Annotated in this window: 27 protein-coding genes and 5 pseudogenes; 19 read left to right on the top strand and 13 right to left on the bottom strand. The window is 58.6% G+C overall.

Translation table 11 applies throughout. The annotated features are described in order from the left end of the window. Nucleotides 1-53: 53 nt before the first annotated feature. On the bottom strand, nt 54-596 hold the full coding sequence (locus MUN79_RS08860; RefSeq protein ID WP_244677329.1) for a hypothetical protein: 543 nt from the start codon (nt 594-596) through the stop codon (nt 54-56). Between the two features lie 307 nt (nt 597-903). Between MUN79_RS08860 and MUN79_RS08855 the strand changes: the two are divergent. The 15 genes and pseudogenes from MUN79_RS08855 to MUN79_RS31755 form a co-directional block, all read left to right on the top strand. Next, a pseudogene (locus MUN79_RS08855) lies at nt 904-1,298 on the top strand (NADH-quinone oxidoreductase subunit A). Between the two features lie 128 nt (nt 1,299-1,426). Next, entirely contained in the window at nt 1,427-1,933 is a 507-nt protein-coding gene (locus tag MUN79_RS08850; RefSeq protein ID WP_375378215.1) for an NADH-quinone oxidoreductase subunit B, read from the top strand. A 69-nt stretch (nt 1,934-2,002) separates the two neighbouring features. Then, nucleotides 2,003-2,572 carry an NADH-quinone oxidoreductase subunit C gene (locus MUN79_RS08845; RefSeq protein WP_244677328.1) on the top strand — a complete coding sequence of 190 codons (570 nt, stop codon included), beginning with the start codon at nt 2,003-2,005 and terminating at the stop codon, nt 2,570-2,572. Nucleotides 2,573-2,590: 18 nt separating this feature from the next. Further along, the gene (gene nuoD, locus MUN79_RS08840) at nt 2,591-3,856 is read left to right on the top strand and encodes an NADH dehydrogenase (quinone) subunit D (protein ID WP_244677327.1); all 1,266 of its coding nucleotides are present in this window, start codon (nt 2,591-2,593) and stop codon (nt 3,854-3,856) included. Between the two features lie 42 nt (nt 3,857-3,898). Beyond that, nucleotides 3,899-4,030, top strand: a complete 132-nt coding sequence (locus tag MUN79_RS29955; RefSeq protein ID WP_262923015.1) for an NADH-quinone oxidoreductase subunit NuoE family protein — start codon at nt 3,899-3,901, stop codon at nt 4,028-4,030. An 8-nt stretch (nt 4,031-4,038) separates the two neighbouring features. Beyond that, nucleotides 4,039-4,452 carry an NADH-quinone oxidoreductase subunit NuoE family protein gene (locus MUN79_RS08835; RefSeq protein ID WP_244677326.1) on the top strand — a complete coding sequence of 138 codons (414 nt, stop codon included), beginning with the start codon at nt 4,039-4,041 and terminating at the stop codon, nt 4,450-4,452. A gap of 27 nt (nt 4,453-4,479) precedes the next feature. Then, complete coding sequence (nuoF, locus tag MUN79_RS08830) at nt 4,480-5,820, top strand: NADH-quinone oxidoreductase subunit NuoF (RefSeq protein WP_244677325.1); 1,341 nt, start codon at nt 4,480-4,482, stop codon at nt 5,818-5,820. A 47-nt stretch (nt 5,821-5,867) separates the two neighbouring features. Continuing rightward, the gene (locus tag MUN79_RS08825; protein WP_244677324.1) at nt 5,868-6,875 is read left to right on the top strand and encodes an NADH-quinone oxidoreductase subunit G; all 1,008 of its coding nucleotides are present in this window, start codon (nt 5,868-5,870) and stop codon (nt 6,873-6,875) included. 4 nt (nt 6,876-6,879) lie between these two features. Then, nucleotides 6,880-7,961: pseudogene (gene nuoH, locus MUN79_RS08820) on the top strand (NADH-quinone oxidoreductase subunit NuoH). A 53-nt stretch (nt 7,962-8,014) separates the two neighbouring features. Beyond that, nucleotides 8,015-8,569: a NuoI/complex I 23 kDa subunit family protein gene (locus tag MUN79_RS08815; protein ID WP_244678295.1), complete on the top strand. Its 555-nt coding sequence runs from the start codon at nt 8,015-8,017 to the stop codon at nt 8,567-8,569. 79 nt (nt 8,570-8,648) lie between these two features. Further along, nucleotides 8,649-9,166 (top strand): annotated as a pseudogene (locus tag MUN79_RS08810) (NADH-quinone oxidoreductase subunit J family protein). Between the two features lie 83 nt (nt 9,167-9,249). Further along, nucleotides 9,250-9,807, top strand: coding sequence for a hypothetical protein (locus MUN79_RS08805; protein ID WP_244677323.1), 558 nt, complete (start codon nt 9,250-9,252; stop codon nt 9,805-9,807). Between the two features lie 195 nt (nt 9,808-10,002). After that, nucleotides 10,003-10,596, top strand: coding sequence for a hypothetical protein (locus MUN79_RS08800; protein ID WP_244677322.1), 594 nt, complete (start codon nt 10,003-10,005; stop codon nt 10,594-10,596). 119 nt (nt 10,597-10,715) lie between these two features. Then, the gene (locus MUN79_RS08795) at nt 10,716-11,951 is read left to right on the top strand and encodes a DUF937 domain-containing protein (RefSeq protein ID WP_244677321.1); all 1,236 of its coding nucleotides are present in this window, start codon (nt 10,716-10,718) and stop codon (nt 11,949-11,951) included. Between the two features lie 11 nt (nt 11,952-11,962). Continuing rightward, a pseudogene (locus tag MUN79_RS31755) lies at nt 11,963-12,316 on the top strand (hypothetical protein); the annotation flags it as partial. A gap of 35 nt (nt 12,317-12,351) precedes the next feature. Here the strand turns inward: MUN79_RS31755 and MUN79_RS08790 are convergent. From MUN79_RS08790 to MUN79_RS08780, 3 genes are all read right to left on the bottom strand, one after another. After that, nucleotides 12,352-12,921, bottom strand: coding sequence for a DUF1003 domain-containing protein (locus tag MUN79_RS08790; protein ID WP_244677320.1), 570 nt, complete (start codon nt 12,919-12,921; stop codon nt 12,352-12,354). A 216-nt stretch (nt 12,922-13,137) separates the two neighbouring features. Next, nucleotides 13,138-13,530 (bottom strand): DUF1682 domain-containing protein, encoded by a 393-nt coding sequence (locus MUN79_RS08785; protein WP_244677319.1) that lies wholly within the window; start codon nt 13,528-13,530, stop codon nt 13,138-13,140. A gap of 19 nt (nt 13,531-13,549) precedes the next feature. After that, on the bottom strand, nt 13,550-14,113 hold the full coding sequence (locus MUN79_RS08780; protein ID WP_244677318.1) for an RNA polymerase sigma factor: 564 nt from the start codon (nt 14,111-14,113) through the stop codon (nt 13,550-13,552). A gap of 398 nt (nt 14,114-14,511) precedes the next feature. Between MUN79_RS08780 and nuoK the strand changes: the two genes are divergently transcribed. From nuoK to MUN79_RS08760, 4 genes and pseudogenes are all read left to right on the top strand, one after another. Further along, nucleotides 14,512-14,844, top strand: coding sequence for an NADH-quinone oxidoreductase subunit NuoK (gene nuoK / locus MUN79_RS08775; RefSeq protein ID WP_100339108.1), 333 nt, complete (start codon nt 14,512-14,514; stop codon nt 14,842-14,844). 122 nt (nt 14,845-14,966) lie between these two features. Next, nucleotides 14,967-16,948, top strand: a pseudogene (nuoL, locus tag MUN79_RS08770) (NADH-quinone oxidoreductase subunit L). 62 nt (nt 16,949-17,010) lie between these two features. Then, complete coding sequence (locus MUN79_RS08765) at nt 17,011-18,495, top strand: complex I subunit 4 family protein (RefSeq protein WP_244677317.1); 1,485 nt, start codon at nt 17,011-17,013, stop codon at nt 18,493-18,495. A 10-nt stretch (nt 18,496-18,505) separates the two neighbouring features. Continuing rightward, the gene (locus tag MUN79_RS08760) at nt 18,506-19,903 is read left to right on the top strand and encodes an NADH-quinone oxidoreductase subunit N (protein WP_244677316.1); all 1,398 of its coding nucleotides are present in this window, start codon (nt 18,506-18,508) and stop codon (nt 19,901-19,903) included. Between the two features lie 80 nt (nt 19,904-19,983). On the opposite strand, the gene MUN79_RS08755 is transcribed toward MUN79_RS08760, so the two are convergent. From MUN79_RS08755 to MUN79_RS08715, 9 genes are all read right to left on the bottom strand, one after another. Then, nucleotides 19,984-21,348 (bottom strand): OmpA family protein, encoded by a 1,365-nt coding sequence (locus MUN79_RS08755; protein ID WP_244677315.1) that lies wholly within the window; start codon nt 21,346-21,348, stop codon nt 19,984-19,986. 183 nt (nt 21,349-21,531) lie between these two features. Further along, nucleotides 21,532-22,326, bottom strand: coding sequence for a 3'-5' exonuclease (locus MUN79_RS08750; RefSeq protein WP_244677314.1), 795 nt, complete (start codon nt 22,324-22,326; stop codon nt 21,532-21,534). A gap of 431 nt (nt 22,327-22,757) precedes the next feature. Continuing rightward, the gene (locus tag MUN79_RS08745) at nt 22,758-23,414 is read right to left on the bottom strand and encodes a response regulator (RefSeq protein ID WP_244677313.1); all 657 of its coding nucleotides are present in this window, start codon (nt 23,412-23,414) and stop codon (nt 22,758-22,760) included. Nucleotides 23,415-23,640: 226 nt separating this feature from the next. Then, entirely contained in the window at nt 23,641-23,826 is a 186-nt protein-coding gene (locus tag MUN79_RS08740; RefSeq protein WP_244677312.1) for an ATP-binding protein, read from the bottom strand. A 17-nt stretch (nt 23,827-23,843) separates the two neighbouring features. Next, the gene (locus tag MUN79_RS08735) at nt 23,844-24,266 is read right to left on the bottom strand and encodes a histidine kinase (RefSeq protein WP_244677311.1); all 423 of its coding nucleotides are present in this window, start codon (nt 24,264-24,266) and stop codon (nt 23,844-23,846) included. A gap of 5 nt (nt 24,267-24,271) precedes the next feature. Continuing rightward, a complete protein-coding gene (locus MUN79_RS08730) occupies nt 24,272-24,442 on the bottom strand; it encodes a triple tyrosine motif-containing protein (protein ID WP_244677310.1) in 171 nt (56 codons plus the stop codon). A gap of 91 nt (nt 24,443-24,533) precedes the next feature. Continuing rightward, complete coding sequence (locus tag MUN79_RS08725) at nt 24,534-24,911, bottom strand: two-component regulator propeller domain-containing protein (protein ID WP_244677309.1); 378 nt, start codon at nt 24,909-24,911, stop codon at nt 24,534-24,536. 50 nt (nt 24,912-24,961) lie between these two features. After that, nucleotides 24,962-26,254 carry a ligand-binding sensor domain-containing protein gene (locus tag MUN79_RS08720; RefSeq protein WP_244677308.1) on the bottom strand — a complete coding sequence of 431 codons (1,293 nt, stop codon included), beginning with the start codon at nt 26,252-26,254 and terminating at the stop codon, nt 24,962-24,964. Continuing rightward, nucleotides 26,251-26,610, bottom strand: a complete 360-nt coding sequence (locus MUN79_RS08715; RefSeq protein WP_244677307.1) for a ligand-binding sensor domain-containing protein — start codon at nt 26,608-26,610, stop codon at nt 26,251-26,253. Before MUN79_RS08715 ends, MUN79_RS08720 begins: the two co-directional genes overlap by 4 nt. Between the last annotated feature and the right edge of the window lie 75 nt (nt 26,611-26,685).

Raw genomic sequence — 26,685 nt, 5'->3', positions numbered from 1 at the left:
GTTGGTACTTAGTAAAAGGCCGCTTCGGAATTCCGAAGCGGCCTTGTCATGTGTCAGATGCGTTGGTAAACAACCGAGACAGTACAGCCAAGCTTTTGCTGAAACCTATTTATAAAGGCTTCGGTCAGATCGGGCAAGTTCCAGAATCTAAAGCCTAGGTCACTGAAGCCCCACACCGGCGTGAAGCGGAACAAGTGAATATCAGCGGCGGTGTTGCAAACCGGACAGACAACATCATTAGTGTGGCCCTGGTACCAGTCATCAATAAAGCTCCAATCCTCCGCCGCAAGGTCCTGGTCGCAGCTTGGGCAGATCAGCTCTTCCACCCCATTGCCGCCCGTGTCAAAAACCTGCCGTTCGGTAACGATTTCGAGCCCGTTTACGGCTAGGTCAAATGGCCCCCGTTTAGCTGAGCCAATCACGGCCCTTGCTCCCTCAGCTATAGCGTAGCCTCCTGATGCGCTTAAAACACAGTCGGAAAGTGTAGGCTTTATAATGTCCTCGGCAACAAGCCAGTTCAGAATTTCTTTTGCCTTATCCTCTTTACCGGGATAAGCTGACAGAGCTGGAACAATCGTAGTACTATGGTCACTCATGTATCCTACTCGTTGCTATTCGCCCAGCGGCTGGGCCCATATCGGTGTGCTATCAATTTCATCTTCGGCGTAGCGTACACGTCGCCTTCGTAGTTGCCATGCAGCTAAGAGGGTTGATATATGCCAAGCAATTTCCTGTCGTGTAGGGCTGGGGCGGCAACTGGGCCAGACCCACATTAATAAAACCTAATTTGTCCAAATATACGCCATTGCGAACCAGGGCCCGCAGAACCTTTGTTCCCAAAGCTCTAAGCCCTACCTTTGCCCCTCAATGCCTGTTTATACGGGCCTTTAACTGCTGAATCGTATGCTTCTCGCTGTAACCACTAATTACCAGCCGGTTGATTTTCTGCCCATTGTGGTGCAATTCGGCCTGGCCATTGCCTTCGTGGCCTTCGCCATGATTGTGTCTCACCTCGTCGGCCCAAGCGGCAGAGCACGGTGAAAGACGCTTCTTTCGAGTGTGGTATCGAGTCGGTGGGCAATGCCCGCACCCCGATTTCGATTAAATACTTCCTCACAGCCATCCTGTTCGTGCTCTTCGACGTGGAAGTAATCTTCATGTACCCCTGGGCCGTGAATTTCCGCACCCTGGGCTGGGACGGATTCCTGCAGATGATTGTGTTCCTGGCCCTGCTGATGGCAGGTTTTGCCTATGTCATCAAAAAGGGCATCCTGAAGTGGACTGGCACGCACGCCTAAGTCCAATTCAACCAAACTTTTGCCGGCGCGCTGGTGTTCGGATTAAGGGTATAATGCCCCTCCAAACTGAAAAATCTCATGAGCGATATTCGTGTTCCTGAAATAAAGATGGTGGACGCCCCGAGGGTGTGGAAGGCGCTGGCTTTTTCGCAACCTCGCTGGAGCAGGTCGTGGGCATGGCCCGCGCCAACTCCCTGTGGCCTTTGCCCTTCGCCACTTCCTGCTGCGGCATCGAGTTCATGGCTACCATGGGCTCCCACTACGACATCTCCCGCTTTGGCTCGGAGCGTCCTAGCTTCTCGCCCCGGCAGGCCGACCTGCTGATGGTGATGGGCACCATCGCCAAGAAAATGGCGCCCATCGTGAAGCAGGTGTACGAGCAGATGGCCGAGCCCCGCTGGGTACTGGCCATGGGCGCCTGCGCCTGCTCGGGTGGTATCTTCGACTCTTACTCCGTGCTGCAGGGCATCGACCGGATCATTCCCGTCGACGTGTACGTGCCCGGCTGCCCGCCCCGCCCCGAGCAGGTGCTCGACGGCCTGATGCGGGTGCAGGACTTGGCCCGCACCGAATCGATTCGTCGCCGCAACGCGCCCGAGTACCAGGCGCTGCTGGCTTCTTACAACATCAAGTAGTTTGGACGCTGGCCCTTTCGGTACTCTGCCGGAAGGGCCAGTTTCTGCCTCTTAGCTTCTCTTACAGGAATGGCTGAAAATACTCCAGAATCTGCGGCAGCACCCCAGGAAGCGGCGGCCCCGCAAGACCCGCAAGCGGCCAAGAACGCTCAACTGCTCGCGCTGCTGCACCGCTTGTTCGGCGCCGACACGTTTACCGACGTGGAGGAGCCCTACGGCCTGCTGACGGTAACCACGACCCGGGAGCGGATTCACGAAATCATTGCCGGCCTGCAGCAGGACCAGGAGTTGCAGCTCAACTTCCTAACCACGATGTGCGGCATCCACTACCCCGAAAACGAGGGTAAGGAATTGGGCATGATTTACCACGTGCACAGCCTGGTAAACAACCTGCGCCTGCGCATCAAGATGTTCTTCCCCATTGCTGACCCAGTCGTGCCCACGCTCACCGACCTCTACGCCACGGCGAACTGGATGGAGCGTGAGGCCTACGACTTCTATGGCATCATCTTCACGGGCCACCCCAACCTGATCCGCATCCTGAATGTGGAAGATATGGACTACCACCCCATGCGCAAGGAATACGCGCTGGAAGATGGTACCCGCGAAGACAAAACAGACCTTTTCTTCGGCCGCTAGGCCCCTGGTTACTATATCATGGCAGTAAACGACTCGCTGGAAGGCACGCATAAAATTATTCAGGAAGCGCGGGAGCAGCAGCATAACAGCGGCCTGATTCCGACGCTCAACGACTTCAGCCAGGAGTTGACGACCCTCAACCTGGGTCCGACGCACCCGGCCACGCACGGCATTTTCCAGAACATCCTGCAAATGGATGGGGAGCGGATTATTTCGGGTGTGCCCACTATTGGCTATATCCACCGGGCTTTTGAGAAGATTGCCGAACGCCGGCCCTTCTATCAAATCACGCCTCTCACCGACCGGATGAACTACTGCTCGTCACCCATCAACAACATGGGCTGGCACATGACGGTAGAGAAACTACTCGGCGTAACGGTGCCCAAGCGCGCCCAGTACATGCGCGTTATTGCCATGGAGCTGGCCCGCATCACCGACCATTTGATCTGCAACTCGATCCTGGGCGTAGACACCGGGGCCTTCACGGGCTTTCTGTACGTGTTCCAGGAGCGCGAGAAGGTGTACGAGATTTACGAGGAAATTTGCGGCGCCCGCCTGACTACCAACATGGGCCGCGTGGGCGGCATGGAGCGCGACTTCTCGGATGTCGCCATCCAGAAGCTGCGCGACTGGCTCAAGACTTTCCCGGCGGTGATGAAGGAGTTTGAATCCATGTTCAACCGCAACCGCATTTTCATGGACCGCGTGGTGAACGTGGGGCCGATTACGGCGGAAAAAGCGCTGAACTACGGCTTCACCGGCCCCAACCTGCGCGCCGCCGGCGTCGACTACGACGTGCGGGCCATGAACCCCTACTCTTCTTACGAGGACTTCGAGTTTGAAATCCCCGTGGGCACCAAGGGCGACACCTACGACCGGTTTATGGTGCGCAACGAGGAAATCTGGCAGAGCCTGCGCATTATCAACCAGGCTTTGGAAAACCTGCCTGAAGGCCCCTTCCACGCCGATGCACCGCACTATTACCTGCCTCCCAAGCAGGCTGTCTACAAGAACATGGAGGCCCTGATCTACCACTTCAAAATCATCATGGGTGAGATTGAAGCGCCAGTGGGCGAGGTGTACCACTCCGTGGAAGGCGGCAACGGCGAGCTGGGCTTCTACCTGATTTCCGACGGGGGCCGCACGCCCTACCGCCTGCACTTCCGCCGCCCCTGCTTCATCTACTACCAGGCTTACCCCGAAATGGTGGTGGGAAGCAGCCTCTCCGACGCCATCGTGACCTTGTCGTCGATGAACGTTATTGCCGGCGAGCTGGACGCGTAGTTTTTTGCTGAATTTGACTTTATGGAATCGACAACCGCGCCCGTGAAACCCCAGTTTTCGGAAGCTGCCAAGGCTGAAATAGACCGTATCTGCAAGCAATACCCGGAGGAGCGCCGCAAGTCGGCGATGCTGCCGGTGCTGCACATTGCCCAGGCCGAATTCGGGGCTGGGTAGCCCCCGAGGTGCAGGACCTGGTGGCCGAGGTATTGGGCGTGAAACCTATCGAGGTGTACGAGGTTTCGACCTTCTACACCATGTTCAACCTCAAGCCGGTGGGCAAGCACGTGCTGGAAATCTGCCGTACGGGTCCCTGCCAGCTGCGTGGCTCCGATGAGCTGACGGCCGAACTGGAGCGTATCACCGGCGCTAAGGTTGGCGGCGGTCCTTCGGCCGATGGCCTGTTTACCTTGAAAGAGGTGGAATGCCTGGCCGCCTGCGGCTTTGCCCCCGTGGTGCAGGTGCGCGAGAAATACTACGAGCAGCTGGACACCGAAGCTTCGGTAAACGCCATGCTCAGCGAGCTGCGCAACATGGTGCACCGTCCGGCTCTTCCTTGGGAAGAAAAAGGCCTGCCTAACGCCGTAGCCAACAATTAACCTCTTTCAGCTTACCGCTCAGACACTATGGGACGCAAACTGCTGACCGAACATATTAACGTTGAAGGCATCGACACCTTTGAAGTATACCGCAAGCATGGCGGCTACCGCTCGGTGGAGAAGGCCCTCAAAACCATGACCCCCGACGAGGTGGTGGAAGAGGTGAAGAAGTCGGGCCTGCGCGGCCGCGGCGGCGCCGGTTTCCCCACCGGAATGAAGTGGAGCTTTCTGGCCAAGCCTGAAGGCGTGCCGCGCTACCTCGTTTGCAACGCCGACGAATCGGAGCCGGGCACCTTCAAGGACCGGCAGCTGATGTCGAAACTGCCCCACCTGCTGGTGGAAGGCATGATTACCAGCTCCTACGCCCTGGGCGCCAATACTTCCTACATCTACATCCGCGGGGAGTTGTTGTACGTGCTGCGCATCTTGGAAAAGGCCATTGCTGAAGCTTACGCGGCCGGTTTCCTAGGCAAGAACATCCTGGGCTCGGGCTACGACCTGGATTTGTACGTGCACCCCGGTGGGGGCGCCTACATCTGCGGGGAGGAAACGGCTTTGCTTGAATCCCTGGAAGGCAAGCGCGGCAACCCCCGCAACAAGCCCCCATTCCCCGCCGTGCAGGGCCTCTACGCCCGCCCCACGGTGGTGAACAACGTGGAGTCCATTGCGGCCGTGCCGGTTATTGTCAACGACGGTGGCGACGAGTATGCCAAGATTGGCGTGGGCCGGAGCACCGGCACCAAGCTGATTTCGGCCTGCGGCCACCTCAACAAACCCGGTATCTACGAAATCGAGTTGGGCGTGCCGGTCGAGGAATTCATCTATTCCGATGAGTACTGCGGCGGCGTCTGGAAAGGGCGCGACCTGAAGGCTGTCGTAGCCGGCGGTTCGTCGGTACCGATTCTGCCCAAGGAGCTGATTCTGAAAACCGCCGCGGGTGAGCCCCGCTTGATGACCTACGAGTCGTTGTCGGATGGCGGGTTCGTGACGGGCACCATGCTGGGTTCGGGTGGCTTCATTGCCATGGACGAAACCACCTGCATCGTGCGCAACACCTGGAACTTCTCGCGCTTCTACCACCACGAGTCGTGCGGGCAATGCTCGCCCTGCCGTGAGGGTACGGGCTGGCTGGAGAAAATCCTGCACCGCCTCGAGCACGGCCACGGCAATGAGCGCGACATCGACGTGCTGGCCAGCGTGGCCAAGCAAATCGAAGGCAACACGATTTGTCCGCTGGGTGAAGCCGCTGCCTGGCCGGTTTCGGCCGCCATCCGTCACTTCCGCGACGAATTCGAGTGGCACGTGCGCTACCCCCAGGAAGCTACCCGCCCCGGCGCTGTGTTTCCCGGCAAAGCGGTACTGGCTTAATTTGTACTAACTGACATTTCACTTCCGCCCTTAGGAAGCTCTGAATAATGGCTAAAATAACATTTGACGGCATCGAGGTTGACGTTCCGGACGGAACCACCATCCTCAACGCGGCCCGCACCATCGGCGGCGGCATCGTGCCCCCGGCCATGTGCTACTACACGCCGCTGAAAGGTTCGGGCGGCAAGTGCCGCGCCTGCCTCGTGCGTGTGGCGGCCGGCTCGGCCAAAGACCCCCGCCCCATGCCCAAGCTGGTTGCCTCGTGCGTAACGCCGGTGCAGGACGGCATGGTGGTCGAGAATACGACGTCCGAGCAGGTGCTCAACGTGCGCAAGGGCATCGTGGAAATGCTGCTCATCAACCACCCGCTGGACTGCCCCGTGTGCGACCAGGCTGGGGAGTGTGACTTGCAGAACTTCGCCTTCGAGCACGGCGTGAGCACCACGCGCTACGAAGAGGAGCGCCGCACCTTCGAGAAAATCGACATCGGTCCGCTGATTCAGCTGCACATGACGCGCTGCATCCTGTGCTACCGCTGCGTGTTCACAGCCGACCAGCTCACCGAGAAGCGCGTGCACGGCGTACTGGGCCGCGGCGACGCCGCCGAAATTGGTACCTACATCGAGAACATCATCGACAACGAGTTTAGCGGCAACGTCATCGATGTGTGCCCGGTGGGCGCGTTGACCGATAAAACCTTCCGTTTCAAACAGCGCGTGTGGTTTACGAAACCCGTAAATGCCCACCGTGACTGCGAAAACCCCAAGTGCTGTGGCAAAGTGGTGCTCTGGTACAAAGGCAAGGACGTGCTGCGCGTAACGGCCCGTAAGGACCAGTACGGCGAGGTGAAGGAGTGGATTTGCAACACCTGCCGCTTCGATAAGAAGGAAACGTCCGACTGGACGCTGGAAGGCCCGGCCCACATCGACCGTTCGTCGGTTATTTCGGCCAACCACTACGAGCTGCCCGTGCTCAATGCCCAGGTTATTGCCGACTTGCCAGAAAGCTCCGTCCGCGACCTGGAACAGAATCCTCCCATGCGCTTAGGTAACTAATCTGATGATCGAACTACCAACCTTAGGCTGGCAATCCATTGTTATCCTCGTCGTTTTCGGCGTTTCGTTGCTGATTGCTACGTATTGCACCTACGCTGAGCGGGTTATTGCGGCCTTCCTGCAGGACCGCGTTGGCCCGGACCGCGCCGGTCCTTTTGGCTTGCTGCAGCCCTTAGCCGATGCAGTGAAGCTCTTCACCAAAGAAGAGTTCTTCCCCGCTGGCGCCAACCGGGCGCTGTTCGTGCTGGGCCCCTGCCTGGCCATGATTACGGCCCTGATGTCGTCGGCGGTAATTCCGTTTGGCAACGTGGTGCAGTTCGGCAACAACGTATTCAACCTACAAGGCATCGAAGTCAACATCGGCATGCTCTGGGTATTTGGCATTGTGTCGTTGGGCGTGTACGGGGTGATGATTGGCGGCTGGGCCTCCAACAACAAGTTCTCCTTGCTCGGCGCCATCCGGGCCGGCTCCCAGAACATCAGCTACGAACTGGCCATGGGCATGTCGCTCATCGCCGTGCTGATGATTTCGGGCACCCTTTCGCTGCGGGAAATCACCTTGCAGCAATCGGTAGCCGGCGAGTGGCACTTCTGGAACATCGTGAAACAGCCCCTGGGCTTCATCATCTTCCTGGTATGCGCCTTCGCCGAAACCAACCGCACCCCTTTTGACTTGCCCGAGTGCGAAACCGAGCTGGTAGGTGGCTACCACACCGAGTATAGCTCCATGAAAATGGGTCTGTACCTGTTTGCCGAATATGTAAACGTCTTCGTGGCCTCGGCCGTGATGAGCGTGCTCTACTTCGGGGCTTCAACTTTCCCTTCCAGTACGAGCTGCGCGACTGGCTGGTATCGGCCCAGGGCTGGGAGCTGATGTCGGCTCAGAACCTGATTTCCGTACTGGGCCTGCTGTTGCTGTTCGGCAAGATCTTCGCCTTCATCTTCTTCTTCATGTGGGTGCGCTGGACTCTGCCCCGCTTCCGCTACGACCAGCTGATGCGCTTGGGCTGGACCATCCTGATCCCGCTGGCCATTTTCAACATCCTGCTCACCGGCGGCCTGATTCTGGGCGGTGTTATTAAGTAATCGAACCTATGCAGTCCTTAAGCAATAGAGCGAAAAAGCTGGAAGCCAAGCCCATGACGCTGGCCGAGCGGGCCTACCTGCCGGCCATCTTCCAGGGGTTGAGCATCACCATGCGCCACTTTTTCCGGGCGGCTACCAAAAAGCAGGTGACCGTTCGGTACCCCGAAGAAAAGCGCCCCTTCTCCCCCATCTTCCGCGGCCTGCACGTGCTCAAGCGCGACGAAGTAGGCCGGGAGCGGTGCACGGCCTGCGGCCTCTGTGCCGTAGCCTGCCCCGCCGAAGCCATTACGATGGTGGCCGGTGAGCGGAAAAAAGGCGAGGAAAACCTCTACCGCGAGGAGAAATACGCCGTCAGCTATGAGGTGAACATGCTGCGCTGCATCTTCTGTGGCCTGTGCGAAGAAGCCTGCCCGAAAGCTGCCGTATATCTGCAGCCCGACAAGATGGCCCCGCCCCGCTTCGAGCGCGACGAGTTCATCTACGGCAAAGACCGTCTGGTAGAGCCCGTTGATCCGGACGCTCGCAGCATCCGCGGCATTCAACTCACGCCCGAGCAGGCCGAGGCCTTGCGCCAGAAAACCAGCCAGCAAGCTGTAGCTGCCCGCTAATCGAATACTTCCTGCCATCTTGAAGCCCTGCTTTCGGATGGCCGGTTTTACCTTTTCACATTCGCGCTACTTTCCGCCAATGGCCTCTTCTTCCCTGTTTTTCTTCCTGTCGTTTGTGGCTTTGTTTGCGGCCCTTGGCGTAGTACTGGCCAAAAACCCGGTACACAGCGTGCTGTTCCTGATTCTGACGTTCTTCTCGCTCTCGGGTCACTACCTGATTCTGAACGCGCAGTTCTTGGCCGCCGTCAACATCATCGTGTACGCCGGTGCCATTATGGTACTGTTCCTGTTCGTGATTATGTTCCTGAACCTGAACGCCGACACGGAACCCCACAAATCGACTTTATCGAAGGTAGCGGCGGCGGTGGCCGGGGCTTGTTGCTGGTCGTGATGGTGGCTGCCCTGCGCGATGTGCAGCCCGGCACCACGTTCAACGCGCCGGTGTTCAACTCGCAGATTGGTATGGTAAGCCAGTTGGGCATGATTCTCTACACCAAGTACCTGCTGCCCTTCGAGCTGGCCTCGGTGCTGTTCCTAGCCGCTATGGTTGGAGCCGTAATGCTGGGTAAGCGCGAAGCCGGAGAAAGGAATTTCTAAGCAAGAGCTTCTTTTAAGAAACAAAAAGCGGCGCCTGAAGCATCAGGCGCCGCTTTTTGTTTCTTAGCATCAACTTTTTAAATATGAGAGCAGCGCTTCTTACTTTTTTGGCTTGTAGTTATGCTCTGCCTGTATTGTGTCAGACTTCGCGTTCGACCGAGAGTAATGTTAAATCTCCAGTGCTGAGCATACACTACTATGTAAACAATAAAGAGAAGCAGCGTAGAGTAAAAGCAAAGGACATAACACTATGGTCTCGCACGCACCGCTACTTGCTTCGGGATAGTGCTGGCTTGCTTTTGCTTCCCTTTGTAGCAAAGAATGACACGCTGGACTTGTCAATAAAACTCGGGCGCCAGAGCTTTTCCATGGAGCGTATTCCAGGTTGGCGCTTGCAGCCGGGCGCTACTGTTTGGCTTGGCCAGATTGATGATTTCAACAAGGTTGTCTCAATAGCCAAGGAAGATAAAATGCTGCCCACAGAAGCCGACTACGCAGTGTTGAACAGCAGATATAGACTAGCTGACTATAACGTAATTGACTTGCCCGATACCGTTCTTCATAAGCAAGTAAAGTACATTATCATTAACGGTTATGGACAGGGAACACTGCTGGAGTCGTGGTGGGTAGCGTCAAAGTAGATTTTATGGGAGCGGCTCCGGCCCCTCTTATTTCCGGGGCATTTTTGGTAATCATTGTTATAGCTGAGCGCGTGACAACGGAAAGCTTCAGGTTAATAAAATTCGCCCATCTTTATCCCCGAACGACTGCACCTACCTGTCCCGCTTATGAAGTTATTGGCATCTATTAGCCGCGGAGCCCTTTTACTCACCGTCATGGCCTGTTCAAGTGCAGACGTGCCTTCTCAGGAAATAGAAGGCTACAGCTTCGTCAGAAATCCTAAGGGTACCTCAGCCCAGGAAGCGGTAGCCATGATTCTGGGTCAGGTGAATGCGGAACAAGCTCAACAGGCCGCTGCCGCTGGTGAAAATCAGTACACGGGCGTAGGACAAGTGAACGAGGATGGAACGGTGGAACTGCCCCACCCTACCGATACCGACTACCTGATTGTCACGGATAGCGCCGCGTTCCAACACGTGCTTGAAGCCCAGGACGTAGTATCGGCTCAACCCAACCAGGCAGCTCCCGCTGATTTCAAGCACGAGTTTGTTGTGCTGCTGATTCACCCGCCCGTAGCGGCGGCCGGAGCCACGTTTCACGATGAGCTAGAAGCGGAAGCCGCAGCGGATAACACGGTCCGATTAGTGCTTTCGTCGACTTCCAAGCCTGCTACCGCTTTGCAGGGAGTGAGCTATGGCGAGCCTGAATACCAGGTCAGCATGTATAAGCTGCCTAAAAAGGACTTCAAACGGGCCAGCATTGTGTTTGCGGAACAGGAGGATGCCAAGCCAGTGTACGTACCGCTGTAGAACACAGTAGCTGAGTTATAGCTCCACAGTTATCCGAACACAATTATGCTAACTACATAATATTATTTTTTCATCAATAATTTATCCTTAAATTAGAAAACACTTTACTGTGCTTTTCTATGCTGCAGGCGAAAACCGTAGCTGAAGCAGTCAATCAGCTCTTTACAGAGGAACAGCTCCGACACCTCAGCCCAATTGCTGGACAGAACTCAGCTGTCGTAAAGCACGCGCTGAATGAGCTTGTTTCGCTGGTTATCCGAAGCTTACAAGACCGAATAAGCCGTCCCAACGGGGAAGAAGCGCTGTGGACGCTCACCCAACAGGCTCACGCAAACGGTACTCTTGCGCAGTTACGAGCTTGTGAGTTGGACCTAACTCAAGGCCGGGGTACCGGATTGATGCAAGGCTTGCTCGGGGAAACCTACCAAACTACCATCCAACGGATTTCGGGAGCTGCCAGCCTATCCGAAGCGGCTACTACAACGCTCCTGGAAGTTGCCGTAGCGGCCGTGCTTGGCACACTCGGTGAGCACGCCGCCGACCAACAACTGACGGCAAGCCAGCTTTGCCAGTGGCTGCTGGTGCAACCACGCGTAATTAACGTGGCGCAGGCTCCGGAACCGCCGTTGGCCAAACCAGCGTCGGCAGCCGATTCTTCTTCAACAGAGCCCACCGCCACCATTGAGCCCGAGCCGCTGCAGCGCTTCACGGTGGCCGGCGCCGGAACCTGGGAAAAGGTAGGTGGCGGCATTACGTTCACGCCGGGCAGTGCGGGTTCACAACCAGCCAAGCGGGAAAAGCTGCCCGTAGCTGCGTGGCTGCTGACGCTGCCCCTGGCAGTACTGAGCTACCTGGGCGGACAATATCTGCTTCGCCCCGCTGAATCAGTCGTACGCGCCGAAACGCAAAGCCCGGTGGGCACACCGGCCGTGCCAGTCAGCAATGTGGTGCCTTCGACGCGCAGCGCACCGCCAAAACCCGCGGCTCCAACTACAGAGGAGTTCCAGGCCGGTCATTACGACCCGGATACGGATACCTATATCTACCATACTGGCCAGCCCTTGGTGCTTACTTTGCCCGACGGCAGCCGCCAACGCGTGGGCACCAACTCGACCGAGTACCAGCTTTACCGACTCCTCGCCGACCCTATTCAGGCTGTTGAGTCGTCTGCTTCGCCGGCGGCGCTGCTCAATATGGACCGGGTATATTTTACTCCGGGCCGCGCCACGCTCACGGCCGAGTCGCAGGAGCAGCTGCGTAACGTGGCAGCTATTCTGCGGGCCTTTCCCCGCGCCCAGGTGCGAATAGGGGCCATACGGATACCTCCGGCGACGAGCAAGCCAATCAGGAGCTAAGCCAGCAGCGGGCCCGGGCGGCACGCTACGCCCTGCTCGCCCTGGGTATTTCGGGCAGCCGCCTGCAGGCCGAAGGATACGGGGCGCAGCTGGCGGCAGCTTCTAATTCAGGCCCCATCGGCCGGGCTCTAAACCGGCGCTTGAGCCTACAAGTGGTTAGCAAAACCTGGAGCCCGTCTTCGGCTGCCAATGTTCCAGTCCACAAGGTGCCCCCTCCTTTACGCCCGGCTCCGGCTGTAGTCAGCCGAAAGGCAGAGCGGCTGGAAACCCGGGTTCCACGCTACCGCCGAACCAAGTTTGGCCGGTGGATGCAGCGTCTGGGCAAGCGCCTTAAGGGAGAGAAATCTGTTCGGCACAGTCGCTGAAATCAACGCGGCGCTGGCTGCTAACTGAGCCACAATTAGTCTGAACTCTTACTTTCTTGCTCCTGCTTGCGCTGGTACTCCGCAATAGTGTCGAGAACCCGCTCGGGGTGTACATCCTGGGTCAGCTCGGGAATTTCGGGGTCCTGGGCCTCCTGAATATCCATTTTCTGCGCTATTTCCCGCACCAGAATCACCAGTCGGGTTATTTCATGCTCGCTAAGTAAGCTGACCTGCAGGTTTAGGTCGGCGCGCTTATCGGCCAGGGCAGCCATACGGTTCTGGCTGATGAGCACGAAAGTGGACAGAAAGATGGCTTCCACGGAAGCCTCCATGGCTAGAATTACCAGCGACGGGTCAAAGGGCTTAAGACCAAGCCAGCCTACGTTCCACAAAATCCAGCCGGCAAAGAACACCAGGTGAATCAAGACGAAAGCCATGCTGCCTGTAAACTTGGTTACGGCGTCGGCGGTGCGGTCCTGCCAGGTTCTGCTTTTCTCTTCCCGCTGCTGCCGCTGCAACAGGGCTTCGATATTGCGCTCCACCACTTGGGCCATTCCCCCGGGCGCGGCAGGCGGAGAGTCGGGAGAAGAATTGGGAACAACCATAGGGCTACAAAATATGCTGCTCCGGTATACGAAAAGCCCGGAAATGACAGCTGCGCAGTAGTTGATATCTTTTTGCAATCCCAAGAAAGTCAGCGCCTTTATTGGCTTTCTTGGGTTTGACACATAAAAAAAGCGGCCCCCGAGCTACTCGGGAGCCGCTTTCCAACATAGTATTCGCCACCGGCCCACGCTACAGCCATGAGCAGGCAGCTGCGGCTATTCCACGGGCGCGTTGAAGGCGGTTTCGGTCGACTGTCGGCGCATCCAGGCGGGTGGGCCACAGCTGGCGCGCATCTTCTGGCGGAATTTCTCCTGCTCCTCCGGGGTCATGCCGGCCATGCGACTTTCCATTTTCTGTTTCCAGTCGTTTTTGTGCTGCTGCCACTTGCGGCTGAAGCCCGGCCGGCCGGAGCCGCCCCGGAAGCCGGTGAGCAGGCGGGTAAGCAGCAGCAGGCCCAGGGTTTGCCAGAAATTGATGACCGGACCGTGGAAAAGCTCGGGCACCAGCCAGTTCCACAGGCTCATCGTGAGGTAGCCCATTACGGCCACGAACAGGATACCGAGGAGAATAAATTTGAGGACGCGAAGCGGCCAGTTATGACGATCCATATGCGGGGTGGGGAGAGACTTAGTCGGTAAACAAATTGGTGTAGAGCACCTGTAGGCGCTGGCGCAGGTGCTGCACGGCGTAGTGCTTGCGCGAAATCAGGGTTTTGAGCGGCACCCCGGTTTCCTCGGCCAGCTCCTTGAAGCTCTTGCCTTCCAGCTCGTGCCACACGAACACGTCGCGCTGATTTTTGGGCAACTCGTCCAGGGCTTCGGCCAGGGCCTCCATCAGGGTTTCGCGAAGCAGCCGGTTTTCGGGGGCGTCGTCATCGGCGGGCAGCACATCGGCCAGCAGCAGGGAGCCTTCCTCATTGTCGTCGGCGTAGCGCAGCATTTCCTCTTCCAGCGACGCCGTTTTCTTTTTGCGGTAGAGGTCGGTGATGCGGTTGCGGGCCACGCGGAACAGCCAGGAGGCTACTTTTTCCACGGGCTTGAGCATCCGGTAGCTTTCGACCAGCTCCCCGAAAACATCCTGCAGAATATCTTCGGCGTCGTCCGGGTCGGGCACGCGGCGGCGGATGAAGGCCAGCAGCCGACCGCGCTGTTCCTGCACGGCCTCCTGAATCTGCCGGTCCTGTCCTCTCATTGTGCCTATGGGCAAGGCTTTAAGTGCTAGTGCGTCCATTCTGACTAAACAGACGCGGAAGGCGGAAAAATACTTTATCGGCGCGAGAATATTTTGCGGGATATAGGGCGAAGTGCCGCTTGAAAAAGAATGTCTTGCCAACCACAGCGGCGTGACTCGTGGGCAGTGGTAATCAAGGCCCTTACCACAGCGCTATGCAAGATGCTTCACCGCGCTTGGGCCGGCAAGGGCATTAATTGTTTCTAATTCCTGCCTTACCACCTTCAGGCAGGCTGCCGGAACGGCCGGAACTGTACTTTTCCCTGTGGATTTACCGATTTTCAGGATACCTTTGCCAGCTAATTCACCCCAGCTGAGCTTTGGCTGGGCCTCTTTGCCTTGTCCGCTGACCCCACTGCATGGAACAGACCATCCCGGAAGTCATTCGCACCGTCCCGCTTGAGTATTACATATACTTCGCCACGGCGCTATTTGCCATCGGCGTAACGGGCGTGCTAACCCGGCGCAATGCCATTATCATCTTTATGTGCGTGGAGCTCATGCTCAATGCCGTAAACGTGCTGCTGACGGCTTTCTCCGCTTACCGCTCCGACCCCAACGGACAAATTTTCGTGTTTTTCATCATGGCCGTGGCCGCTGCCGAAGTCTCGGTGGGCCTGGGCATCATCGTGATGATTTACCGCAACTTCCAGAATACCGACGTCAATCTGCTTAACCGTCTTAAGTGGTAATGATAACTCGCCTGTCATGCTGAGCCTGCAAAGGACCTTATCACGCTAGAACGACCCGTTCAACCGCATAAGATCCTTCGCAGGCTCAGGATGACAGACGATTTTCTTATAGCATACTCTTTATGCAAGAAACTGTAATACCCGCAGCCGGCGCCCCTTTCTCCACGCTGCTGTACGTGCTGATTCCGCTGCTGCCGTTTTTGGGTTTTCTCATCAATGGCCTGCTGAACAAAAAACTCTCGGGCACGGTAGCCGGCGCCATCAGCAGCCTGATGGTCTTGGGCTCCTTCCTGATTTCGGTAACGCTGTTCTGGGAGTTCCTGCACCCCACGGCTCAGTGGCTGGCGCCCGGCGCCACAGCCCACCAGGCGTACACGGTGAAGCTCTTCGACTGGATTACGGTCGGCACGATGCAGATTCCCTTCACCTACCAGATTGACCAGCTCAGCCTGGTTATGCTGCTGCTGGTGACGGGTGTGGGCTTCCTGATTCACGTCTACAGCATCGGCTACATGCACCACGACGAGAATGTAGGCAAGTTTTTCGCCTTCCTCAACCTGTTCGTGTTCAGCATGCTGGTGCTGGTAATGGGCGCCAACTTCGTGATTCTCTTCATTGGCTGGGAAGGCGTGGGGCTCTGCTCCTACCTGCTCATCGGCTTCTGGAACAAGGAAACGGCCAACAACAACGCCGCCAAGAAGGCCTTCATCATCAACCGCGTCGGCGACCTGGGCTTCCTGCTCGGTATCTTCCTGATTTACCTGACCTTCGACTCCGTGCAGTACGGGGAGGTTTTCTACAAGGCCTCGACCCTGCAAATCGGCACGGGCGTCGTGACGGCCATTACCCTGCTGCTCTTCGTGGGTGCCATGGGTAAGTCGGCCCAGCTGCCGCTCTACACCTGGCTACCCGACGCCATGGCCGGCCCCACCCCAGTTTCGGCTCTGATTCACGCCGCTACCATGGTAACGGCCGGTATCTATATGGTGCTGCGGGCCAACGTACTCTTCACCCTGGCCCCCGACACGCTCCACGTTATAGCCTGGATTGGCGGCATCACCGCCCTGTTTGCCGCCACCATTGGTCTGGCCCAGAACGACATCAAGAAAGTACTGGCTTACTCCACGGTTTCCCAGCTCGGCTACATGTTCCTGGCTTTGGGCGTTATGGGCTACAGCACTTCGCTGTTTCACGTCCTGACCCACGCCTTCTTCAAGGCCCTGATGTTCCTGGGGGCCGGTTCCGTGATTCACGCCATGAGCAACGAGCAGGATATTCGCCGCATGGGTGGCCTGCGCAAAGCCCTGCCGATTACCTTTCTCACCTTCTTTATTGGCTGCCTGGCTATTTCGGGCATCCCGCCCTTCTCGGGTTTCTTCTCGAAAGACGAAATCCTGGAGCACGCCTTCCAGCACAACAAGATTCTCTGGGGCATCGGTTTGCTGACGGCCTTCCTGACGGCTTTCTACATGTTCCGCCTGCTGTTCCTGACTTTCTTCGGCGAGTTCCGTGGCACCGAGGAGCAGAAGCACCACCTGCACGAGTCGCCGGCTTCGATGACGCTGCCGCTGATTATCCTGGCTGTTTTGGCCGCCGTGGGGGCTTTATGGGTGCCCCGATGTTCCTGGGCAAGCACTACCTGGCTGATTACCTGGCCCCGCTGTTTACTTACTCGAAAGCCCTGAACCCCGAGGCCTTTGCCACGGAGCTGGACCACAGCACGGAGCTGATGCTCATTGGCCTGTCGGTAGCGGCCGGCGTGCTGGGTATCCTCTTCGCCTACGTGCAGTACGTGAGTCGCCGGGTGCGCCCGGCCGAGGACGATGCCCAACGCTCGGCCCCGGAAAGCCTGGTCTACCACAAATATTACATCGACGAGCTCTACAATACCCTCTTCGTGCAGCCCGTCATGGGCTTGTCGAAAGGCCTGTACCGCTACGTGGAGCAGGGCATCATCGACCCCATCGTCAATGGCTTCGGCCGCGTCACGCTGGGCGGCGGGCAGCTGCTGCGCTACGTGCAAACCGGCTACGTAGGCCTCTACCTGATTCTGATGGTCGTCGGCATCGTGCTGATTCTGGCTTTGAACGTCTTCCAATTCTAACGCTTTCCTCTGGACGGCCGGCGTGGAAGATTTCCCCGGCTTCATCTGCATCTGAATAAAGTATGCTGACTGCCTTTTTACTCTTCTTTCCCGTCGCGGCGGCCCTGTTGCTGCACTTTGCCAAGGGCAATGCGGCCCGGGTAATGGCCCTCGGCGCGGCCCTGCTGGAATTCGCCGTGGCCGTATTTGCCGCCGTGTCGGCTTCCACGAATATGGCCCCGGGCAATACCCAGGCTGCTTATTCCCAGTTTGGGGTCAACCTGCCCTGGATAGCCTCCGCCGGCATCAACTTCCACATTGGCATGGATGGGCTAAGCCTGCTGCTGGTGCTGCTCACCACGTTTCTGGTGCCGCTCATTATCCTGGCTTCCTTCCGCCACGACTACCCCAATGCCTCGGCTTTCTACGCCCTGATTCTGTTCATGCAGACCGGCCTGATTGGCGTATTCGTGTCACTGGATGCCTTCCTGTTTTACTTCTTCTGGGAGGTAGCCCTGATTCCGATTTATTTCCTGGCCGGCGTCTGGGGCTCGGAGCGCCGCATTGCCGTCACCTTCAAGTTCTTCCTGTACACCATCATCGGCTCGCTGTTTATGCTGGCCGCCTTCGTGTACCTCTACTTCCAGACCGGGGCCAACGGCGGCGTCCGTTCCTCCGACATTGCTGCTTTCTATAACCTGACCTTGTCGGCCGGGGAGCAGGCTTGGCTGTTCTGGCTGATCTTCATTGCCTTCGCCGTGAAGATGCCGATTTTCCCCTTCCATACCTGGCAGCCCGACACCTACACCGAAAGCCCCGTGCCCGCCACCATGCTGCTCTCGGGCATTATGCTCAAAATGGGTATCTACGGTACGCTGCGCTGGCTGCTGCCGGTGGTGCCGCTGGGCACAAGCCAGTGGGGTAAGCTGGTGATGATTCTCGCGGTTATCGGCATTATCTACGGCGCTATCATCGCCATCCGCCAGCAGGATATGAAGCGGCTTATTGCTTATTCGTCGTTGTCGCACGTGGGCCTGATGGCCGCCGGCGTATTCTCGCTCACCTTCATGGGCCTGCAGGGTGCCGTGATTCAGATGCTGGCCCACGGCGTGAACGTGGTCGGCATGTTCTTTATCGGCGACATTATCCAGCGCCGCACCGGCACCCGCCAGATTGCCGAGCTGGGTGGTCTGACCAAGCACACGCCGCTTCTGTCGGTTTGCTTCCTGGTGCTGCTGCTAGGCACGGTGGCTTTGCCGCTGACCAACGGCTTCGTGGGTGAATTCCTGCTACTGGCTGGCGTGTATCAGTACAACCCCTGGCTGGGCGCCGTGGCCGGTGTTACCATCATTCTGGCGGCCGTGTATTTGCTGCGCATGTTCCAGCGCGTGATGCTGGGCCCCGAAACCTCCTTTACTTCGACCATTCAGGACCTGACCGGCAGCGAGCTGGCCGTGCTGGTACCCCTGATTGTGCTGGTGTTCTGGATTGGCCTGTTCCCCAATACCTTCCTGCGCATCTCGGAGCCTGCCGTGCTGCAGATCATCACGCAAATCGCTAAGCCCTGATCCCGACGACATGACCTCCATCATTCTGCTCTCCGTTCTCGGCATCGTTAACTTGTTCTTCGGGTTCCTGAAGTCTAACAAGATCCTGCTGCCCGCTGCTATGGTCATTCTGGCCCTGGTGTTCGGGGTGAACCTCATTGATTGGAATGCCGACGCCCAGTCGTATTTCAATAACATGCTTACTATCGACCGGTACTCGGTGGCCTTCACCGGCATCGTGGTCCTGACGACGCTGCTGCTGATTCCTTTTTCGGAAAAGTACGTGCGTGACGGGCAGGAAAACCTGGCCGAATATTACTCCCTGCTGCTTTTCTCGCTCGTAGGCGCCATTATGATGGTGAGCTATGACAACCTGCTCATGCTGTTTGTCGGCATTGAAATTCTGAGCGTGTCGATGTACGTGGTGGCTGGTTCGGACAAGCGCAACGTGCGTTCTAACGAGGCGGCTTTGAAGTACTTCCTGATGGGCTCGTTTGCCACTGGCATCCTGCTCTTCGGCATTGCGCTGGTGTACGGTGCTACCGGCACCTTCCAGCTCACCCAGATTAATGCCGGCATTGTAAATCCCGCCAATGCTTCACTGCAGCCCATGCTCTACATCGGCATGCTGCTCATGTTCATTGGTATCAGCTTTAAAGTTTCGGCCGCGCCCTTCCACTACTGGACGCCCGACGTGTACGAAGGCACGCCTACCTTCTTCACGGCCTTCATGAGCACGGTGGTAAAAACCGCTGGTTTCGCCGGTTTCTTTAAGCTCCTGATGGCAGCCTTCTTCGCCGCCAAAGGCTTCTGGGTTCCGACCATCATGGCCATTACCATCCTGACGCTGCTTATCGGCAACGTGGGTGCTGTGGCTCAGACGAGCATCAAGCGGATGCTGGCGTACTCCAGCATTTCGCACGCCGGCTACTTGTTCATCGGTCTGGTAGCCGTGAACGGCAAGCTTTCGGCCAACGCTATTTTCTTCTACTCCCTGGCTTACTCCATTGCCACGGTAGCGGCCTTTGCTGTGCTCAAGCTGGTTTCGGATCAGCGGCAGCGCGAGGATTACGCCAGCTTCAACGGCCTGGCTAAGACCAACCCGCTGCTGGCTTTCGTGATGACCGTGGCCATGCTCTCGTTGGCCGGCATTCCGCTCACCGGCGGTTTCTTCGGCAAGTTCTTCACCTTCGGCGCGGCTATTGACCGGGGCTACATTGGCTTGGTGGTATTCGCCGTCGTTATGTCGATGGTGAGCATCTACTACTACCTGCGCCCCATTATTGCCATGTATATGCAGCCAGCCGAAGACGAAACTGTCGCTCCTATTCAGGTGAGTGGGTTCCAGTCGGCGGTGCTGGTGCTGCTGGCTTTGCTGACGGTGCTGCTGGGTGTCCTGCCGGGCCTATTTAGCGAAGTATTCAAGTAAGCCGGAATCCATCCGGTTAGCTAACAGAAAGAGCGGCTCGCGGGCCGCTCTTTCTGTTTTTCTGCCCGTTGCGCCAACGCTTATTTCTGGGTGACCCGGATGCTGATCCGGCGGTTCAAGGACCGGCCCAGGGGTGTGGCATTGCTGGCTACGCCGTACTTGCCGCCGTAGCCTTTGGCTTCCAGCCGACCCACTCCTATTCCCATGGCTACCAGCTCCGACATAGCTGCGTTGGCCCGCTCCTCGCTGAGCTTCATGTTGGCCATCCAGTGGCCGGTGCTGTCGGTGTAGCCGCCAATCTTGACGTGCGCATTGGGAAAGCTCTTCAGAATGCTGGCCACGTTGCGCAGCTGCTGCCGCGACTCATCGGTGAGCGTGGCCTTGCGGGCATCGAAGTTCACCCGGTCAAAGTTGATCCAGCCCTTGGTCCGGTTTACGGGGTCCACCTGCAAAGTAGGGCTGGCCAGGAAGGTGTAAAGCCGGTTTTCCGTGGAGTTGACGCCCACCGTCTGGCTGGTGCCGTCTATCATTGTCAGGGTCACGGGCCGGCCCGGGTCGTAGATGTAGGTGTCGAGAGCCGCATCGTAGTGCCCGCCGGGAGCAGTCGGCAAAATCGACTCGGCACTGAGTTTAGAGCCAGCCGCGTTATTCTCTACCGGAGCCGCCACGGCGCTGGTCAAACCCAAGGCGGCCGGACTCACCCGGCCAGTTCCGGACTGATTGCGCATCACTAAGTACTCGACGCCTGCTCCCAGCAAGACCAGGGCCAGAACCCAGGCCCAGCGGGAGGCTGGCGGAACTGGTACTTCGACTGGTGCGGCAGTGGGTGCGCTGTAGGTGTGGCCCCCACCCACTGGAGCCCAGGTGCCTGCGCTCGGCTCAAGTTTAGTGCTGGCTACTTCCTGGGGCCGCGCCGGGCGTGCCGCATCGGGCTCGGCCTGGAAAGGACTCACTGAGCTGCCAGGCAGCATGGCTTCGAGCACCTGACTCCGCTGGCTTTTCAGAAAGCTAAAAAGCTCCTCGGGGTTCATGTCGTGCAGGGCCGCGTAGCCTGCCAAGCGGTGCAGTACGGCCTGAGCCACGATAGCCAGCAGCGTTTCTACCGACGAAGGCTTGATGGCCGTGGCCGTGGCAATACGGGCCACGGTGGCCCCGTAGGCTTCCCCGAGCAAGGCCCGCATCAGGTCGGAGCGACGGTGCAGGGTGTCGGCCGTGAGCAGGTTGGGCAGCACGCCCGATTCGGCGGCTTCGTGGGTTAGGGTCCAGAGGACTTCCGGACCACCGGGCCGCTCGGCGCGACCCATGAAACTACTGAGAACAAGTGGAGTAATCTTACCTAACGCTTTGCGCACTCCCTCCTCACTCTCGCCCACCACTACGCTGGTTTGGCTTACGGTATTACCCGTAAAGTACGTTTCGACTTCTTCCAGTAGGTTCTGATGCATACTCGTAAAGTTTTAACGTGGTTGATAGTTAATAGTACTAATTTTTATTCAAATAGTAATACATAGTTCCAAGTATAAAATTCTACGACTCAACCTGTTCAGCGCTAAGCCCCCTGAAAAGCAACCGCCCAGCCCCTGCGTGCAAGGGCTGGGCGAACTGTACTATAGGCTGCGAGAACGACGCTATACGCGCTTCATCACGGCACTTATCCCGTCGGCGTAGATGACGGCCTCGTCGGCAAAGGGCTGTTCGCCGCGGAATTTCTGCAGGAGCCGGGCCGTGGTAATAATATCCTTCTGGCAGTAGTGCACAATGCGCGGCAGGTCGTTGTCGGTATAGTACACGCGGGCTACGTCGGCGCCGGTAATGTCATCTTTGGGCGTGGGAATGTTGAACATGGCCGCCAGCAACGACAGCGACGTGTAGGATTTCCGGTCACCGAACTTCCAGAGCTCCATCGTGTCGAGGTGGGCAATTTCCCAGGGCTTCTTGCCGGCTACATCGAGCTGGGGCGGCAGCGGCAGCCCATTGATGAGCAGGCGGCGGCCCAGGTAAGGAAAGTCGAACTCCTTGCCGTTGTGGGCGCAGAGCAGGTAGTTAGGCTTGCGCGCCAACAGGGCCGAAAACTCGCGCAGCATCGTTACCTCGTCGTGGTCAGCGAAGCTTTTCACCCGGAAGCGCCACTGCTCCTCCTGCTTGTCGAAAGTGAAGCAGCCCACCGAAATGCACACCACCCGGCCAAACTCGGCGTAGATGCCCGCCTGCTCAAACAAGGAGGCCGCTTCGAGGTGGGACGGCATTTCTTCCACGTCAAGACGCGATGAGCTCCAGCCTTTTTCGCGGCGTAGGGCGTGGCATTTATGCTCCCAGAGCAGGCGCAGCATGTCGTTCAGCTCATCGTGGCAGCCTACGCAGGGGACTGTTTCGATATCGAGAACGAACAGTTGCTCCAAGGAAGTATTGCGTAAAATCTGCATAGCGAGGCGCTCCAACCGGTATTTGAATTCCGAAGATAACCGCCCGGAGCAAGAATCGTCTTAAAAATCTGCGACTCCAGCTCAGAAAGAGCAAACTGCCGGCTGGCCCTAGAGCCGTAAAAACTACGCCGCCCGACTTCCGGCGGTGTGAGACCGGAAATCGGGCGGCGGATGTCGGAGAGCCTGGCGCGCGGGAAGAAGGCCGCTGCTCAGGCTAGGGCCGGACGGCCTCTCAACCAGAGACCTACTAACACTATCAGCACTTGGCGGCGTGGTTTTGGCATGGCTCCCGACAATTTGGAGGTAACACCCAATGGCTCTGCTTGCCCTCTGCATGACGGATTCGGCAGGGTCATTGGTCGTACTCAAGGTGCTGCTTTTTGGCCCGCTAGTCAATCACATGATCATGTGATTACCCGGAAGTAAAAGCCTTAGGTCAGGCCCTGGCGCAGAGCTTTCGATACAGCTTCTGTCATGGAGCGCACGTGCAGCTTTTCGTAGATTTTCTTGATGTGGGAGCGAACCGTGTCGATGCTGATGCCCCGGTCGGCGGCAATCATCTTGTAGCTGTAGCCTTCTACCAGCAGCCCCAGGATTTCCTGCTCCCGGGCGCTCAGGTTGGCCGGCGACTCATCCGTGGCGGTAGCTACCGGCGGTTTGGAGCGCGGAAACAGGCGCAGCACCTGCCGGGCAATGGCGGGCGTCATGGGGGCGCCGCCGAGCCGCACCTCCCCGATGGCGTCGAGCAGCTTCACGGGAGGCGTCTTCTTGAGCAGGTAACCATCGGCGCCGGCACAGATGGCTTCAAACACCCGGTCGTTGTCCTCAAACACGGTCAGCATCACCACGTTTACCTGGGGCGCGGCCTTCTTAATACGCTTCAGACCCTCAATACCGTTGATGCCGGGCATATCGATGTCCATCAGAATCACGTCGGGCGTGAGGCGGGCCACGTCGGTGGTAGCCTGGGTGCAATTGCCTAGCGCCCCCACCAGCTCTAGCCCCTGCGAGCCGGCGAGCAACTGGCTAAGGCTGGCCCGCAGGTCAGAGTTGTCTTCGTAAATCAGGACGCGCGTGGGGGTTTCCATGGGGTACAGCTAGAGGGTTTGGCAATGGCAAAGATACGGGGCTAACGGCCCTGCTTGCGCCTACATAATAATGTGAGCAGCTTGCTCGCAGTTGAACTGCCCACAGGGTTGCCAACTCAGAATCAGCTTTATAGCGGCACGCTCAGCTGCAGCACCGTGCCCTGCCCAGGCGCGGTCTGAATATCGAGTACGCCCTTCATGACCGCCGCCCGGCTACGCATATTGGTCAGCCCGTTGCCGCCGCCCTGGGCCGGAGCCTGGGGTCGAAGCCCACACCATCGTCCTGCACGGTGAGTACCAGGCGGTGGTTTTCGTAGCGGAGGGAAATGGCAGCCTGGGCACACTGGGCGTACTTGGCCAGGTTGTTTACAGCTTCCTTGAACAACAAAAAAAACTCCCGCCGGGCCCGCATGTTCAGCCGCAGACCGGTTACGGAGGGTCGGCGCGGAAGGTGAAGTCGATGCCGCGGGCTTCGAGCACGTCGGAGGCGAAGCTGCGCATGCGGGCCACCACGTCTTCCATCGAGTCGTGGGCCGGGTTGATGGTCCAGACGATGTCGTCCATGGCGTCGAGCATGCGGCGGGAAGAGTCGCCAATCTGGTCGAGCAACGCCGTGGCCTGCTCGGTGCGCTGATTATGCTGGTGGGTGCGGGCAATCTGGCTTAGGATAGAGATGCTGCTAAGCGTGGAGCCCATGTCGTCGTGCAGGTCGCGGGCAATGTTGTGCCGCACCCGCTCCAGGGCCAGCAGCTGCCGCACCCGCAGGCGGTAGGCCAGAAACAGCAGCCCGAAAAACACCCAGCTGATCAGCACCCGAAACCACCAGGTGCTGTACCAGTGCGGCTGCACCACGATGGTCAGGGCCGTGCCCTGGGGTTCCAGATACCGTCGTTATTGGTGGCCCGCACCCGGAAGGTATAGGTGCCCGGGTCGAGGTTGGTGTAGGTGGCCTCGCGCTTGGTACCAGCTTGCACCCAGTCGGGGTCGAAGTTTTCGAGCATGTAGGCGTAGCGGTTTTTCTCCGGCAAACGGAAGTTCAGGGCCGCAAACTCCAGGGAGAAGAAATAGTCGCTGGGGCCAGCTCAATGCGGCGGCGCACGGTAATGCTGGTATCGAGCTCTACGAGCTGGTTGAACTTGCGGAAGCCGGTAAGCACCACCGGGGTGGCACGGCGTTGGTGCGCACGGCAGCCGGGTTGAAGCTGACCAGCCCCTGCACGCCGCCAAAGTACATTCGACCCGTGGGACTGGCGAAGTAGCCGCCGGCGTTAAACTCATCGAAGGGCAGCCCGTCCCGGTTGTCGAAGGTGTAAAACTGCCCGCTGGAGGGTGTGAAGCGGGCCAAGCCCTTGTTGGTGGATAGCCACAGATTATTCTGCCGGTCTTCCAGAATGCCGTATACCACGTCGTTGGGCAGGCCCTGGGGCTCCCGAAACGTGGTAAACACGCCCCGCTTGGGGTCGTCGAGGCGGCAGAAGCCACCGCCCTCAGTGCCCACCCACAGCCGCCCGGTGTGGTCTTCCAGGATAGAGCGTACGAAATTGCTGCTCAGGCTGCGCGGGTTCCGGTCGTCGGTTCGGAAGGCGGTGAACCGGCCCGTGGCGGGATTGTAGCAGCACAGCCCGCCCCGCCGGTGCCCACCCAGATCAGGCCGGCGCGGTCCTGATGTACCACGCGCACAAAGTTGTTGCTCAGGCTGTGTGGGTCGCCGGGCACGTTCCGGAAGCTGGTAAAGCCGTTTTGGGCAGACTCGAAGCGGTTCAGCCCGCCCTCGGTGCCCACCCAGAGCCGACCTTGGGGGTCCTGGTAAATAGTGCGGATAAAATCCTCGCTGAGGCTGGTTTTCACGGCCGGGTTGTGGCGGTAGTGCACGAAGCGGGTGGCGCCGGGCTCCAGGCAGTCGAGGCCCTGGCTCTGGGTGCCCACCCACAGGCGGCCGGCCCTATCAAGGCACAGGGCGCGCACGAAGTCTTCGCTCAGGCTACCGGGGTCCTGGGGGTTGTGCCGAAACTGGCGGCGCTGCCCGGTAGCGGGGTTGTAGCTCACCAAACCCACACTTTCGGTGCCCACCCATACTATGCCGCCGGCTCCTTCACACACGGCCCAGACCGGCCCGTTGGGGTTGCCGGCCAGCCCGGGGTAGGCCGCAAAGGCGCTGGGCCGGGCCTCGAAGCTGCTGATGCCGCCTTCCGTTCCGGCCCAGAGTAGCCCCGAGCGGTCCTGGAATACCGACAGGACGACATTATCGGGCAACGTATGGGCTGAGCCGCTCTGGTGCCGGTAAGTGGTAAAGACCTTGGCAACCGGGTTGTAGCGCACCAGCCCCTTGTTAGTTCCAATCCAGACGTCTTGCTGCTGGTCGAGAAACAGGGCCCGGATGGCCTCGCCGGGTCCGGCCGCCTGCTGCCCCAGGGCCTGCCGGCTGCCCGTGGCGGGCAGATACCAGAGGCCGTCGGTTTCGGTGCCCACCCACAAGCCGCCCTTGGTGTCGGGCTGCAGGGCGGTAATGGCGCTGGTGGCGGTCCAGCGCGGGTCGGCCTCCAGCTGGCCGGTGCGGGCATCGAGGCGACTAAGGCAGCCTTCCCCAGTGCCTACCCACAGCGCCCCGGAAGACGACTCAGTGATGGTGCGCACCGAGTTGCGCCGCAGATTCTCGGGAAAAGTAGCCGCGTGCGTGAAGCGCTGAAAATGGTTTTTAGTGGGCTGAAAGCGGTGCAGACCGCCTTCCGTACCGGCCCACACCTGGCCTTGCCGGTCGCAGTACACCACGCGCACGAAGTTGTCGGCCAGGCCGTTCACGTCGTTGGGCTCGTACTCAAAGGCGCGGAAACGGCCCGTCACGGGGTTATAGCGGCAGAGTCCGCCCCGCCGGTGCCCACCCACAGCTGGCCCTGCTTATCCTCGGCCAATGATAAGATGAAGTTGCTGCTCAGACTGCCCGCGTGTTGGGGGTCGTTGCGAAACACCCGAAACTCGACGCCGTCGTAGCGGCTGAGCCCATCCTGGGTGCCAAACCAGAGGAAGCCCTGCCGATCCTGCACGATGCCGTACACGCTGTTTTCCGACAGGCCCTGGGCCGCCGTGAGCGTGCGAAAAGTCAGGGAAGAGGACGTTTGGGCGGAAGCGGCGAAGCTTAGCAGGCCGATAAGCAGGCTTAGCCAGCTGCCGCGCCGCCACGCGCTATCAGAGTAAGTCATAAGGCAAGCCGCAACAAGCAGCCCGCAATGATACTGCGGGGAACCACTTCCGGCCAAAGATGACCTGGGCAAGAG

The organism is Hymenobacter cellulosilyticus (genome assembly GCF_022919215.1).
Lineage (GTDB): Bacteria > Bacteroidota > Bacteroidia > Cytophagales > Hymenobacteraceae > Hymenobacter > Hymenobacter cellulosilyticus.
This window is presented reverse-complemented; position numbering and strand designations above follow the sequence as displayed.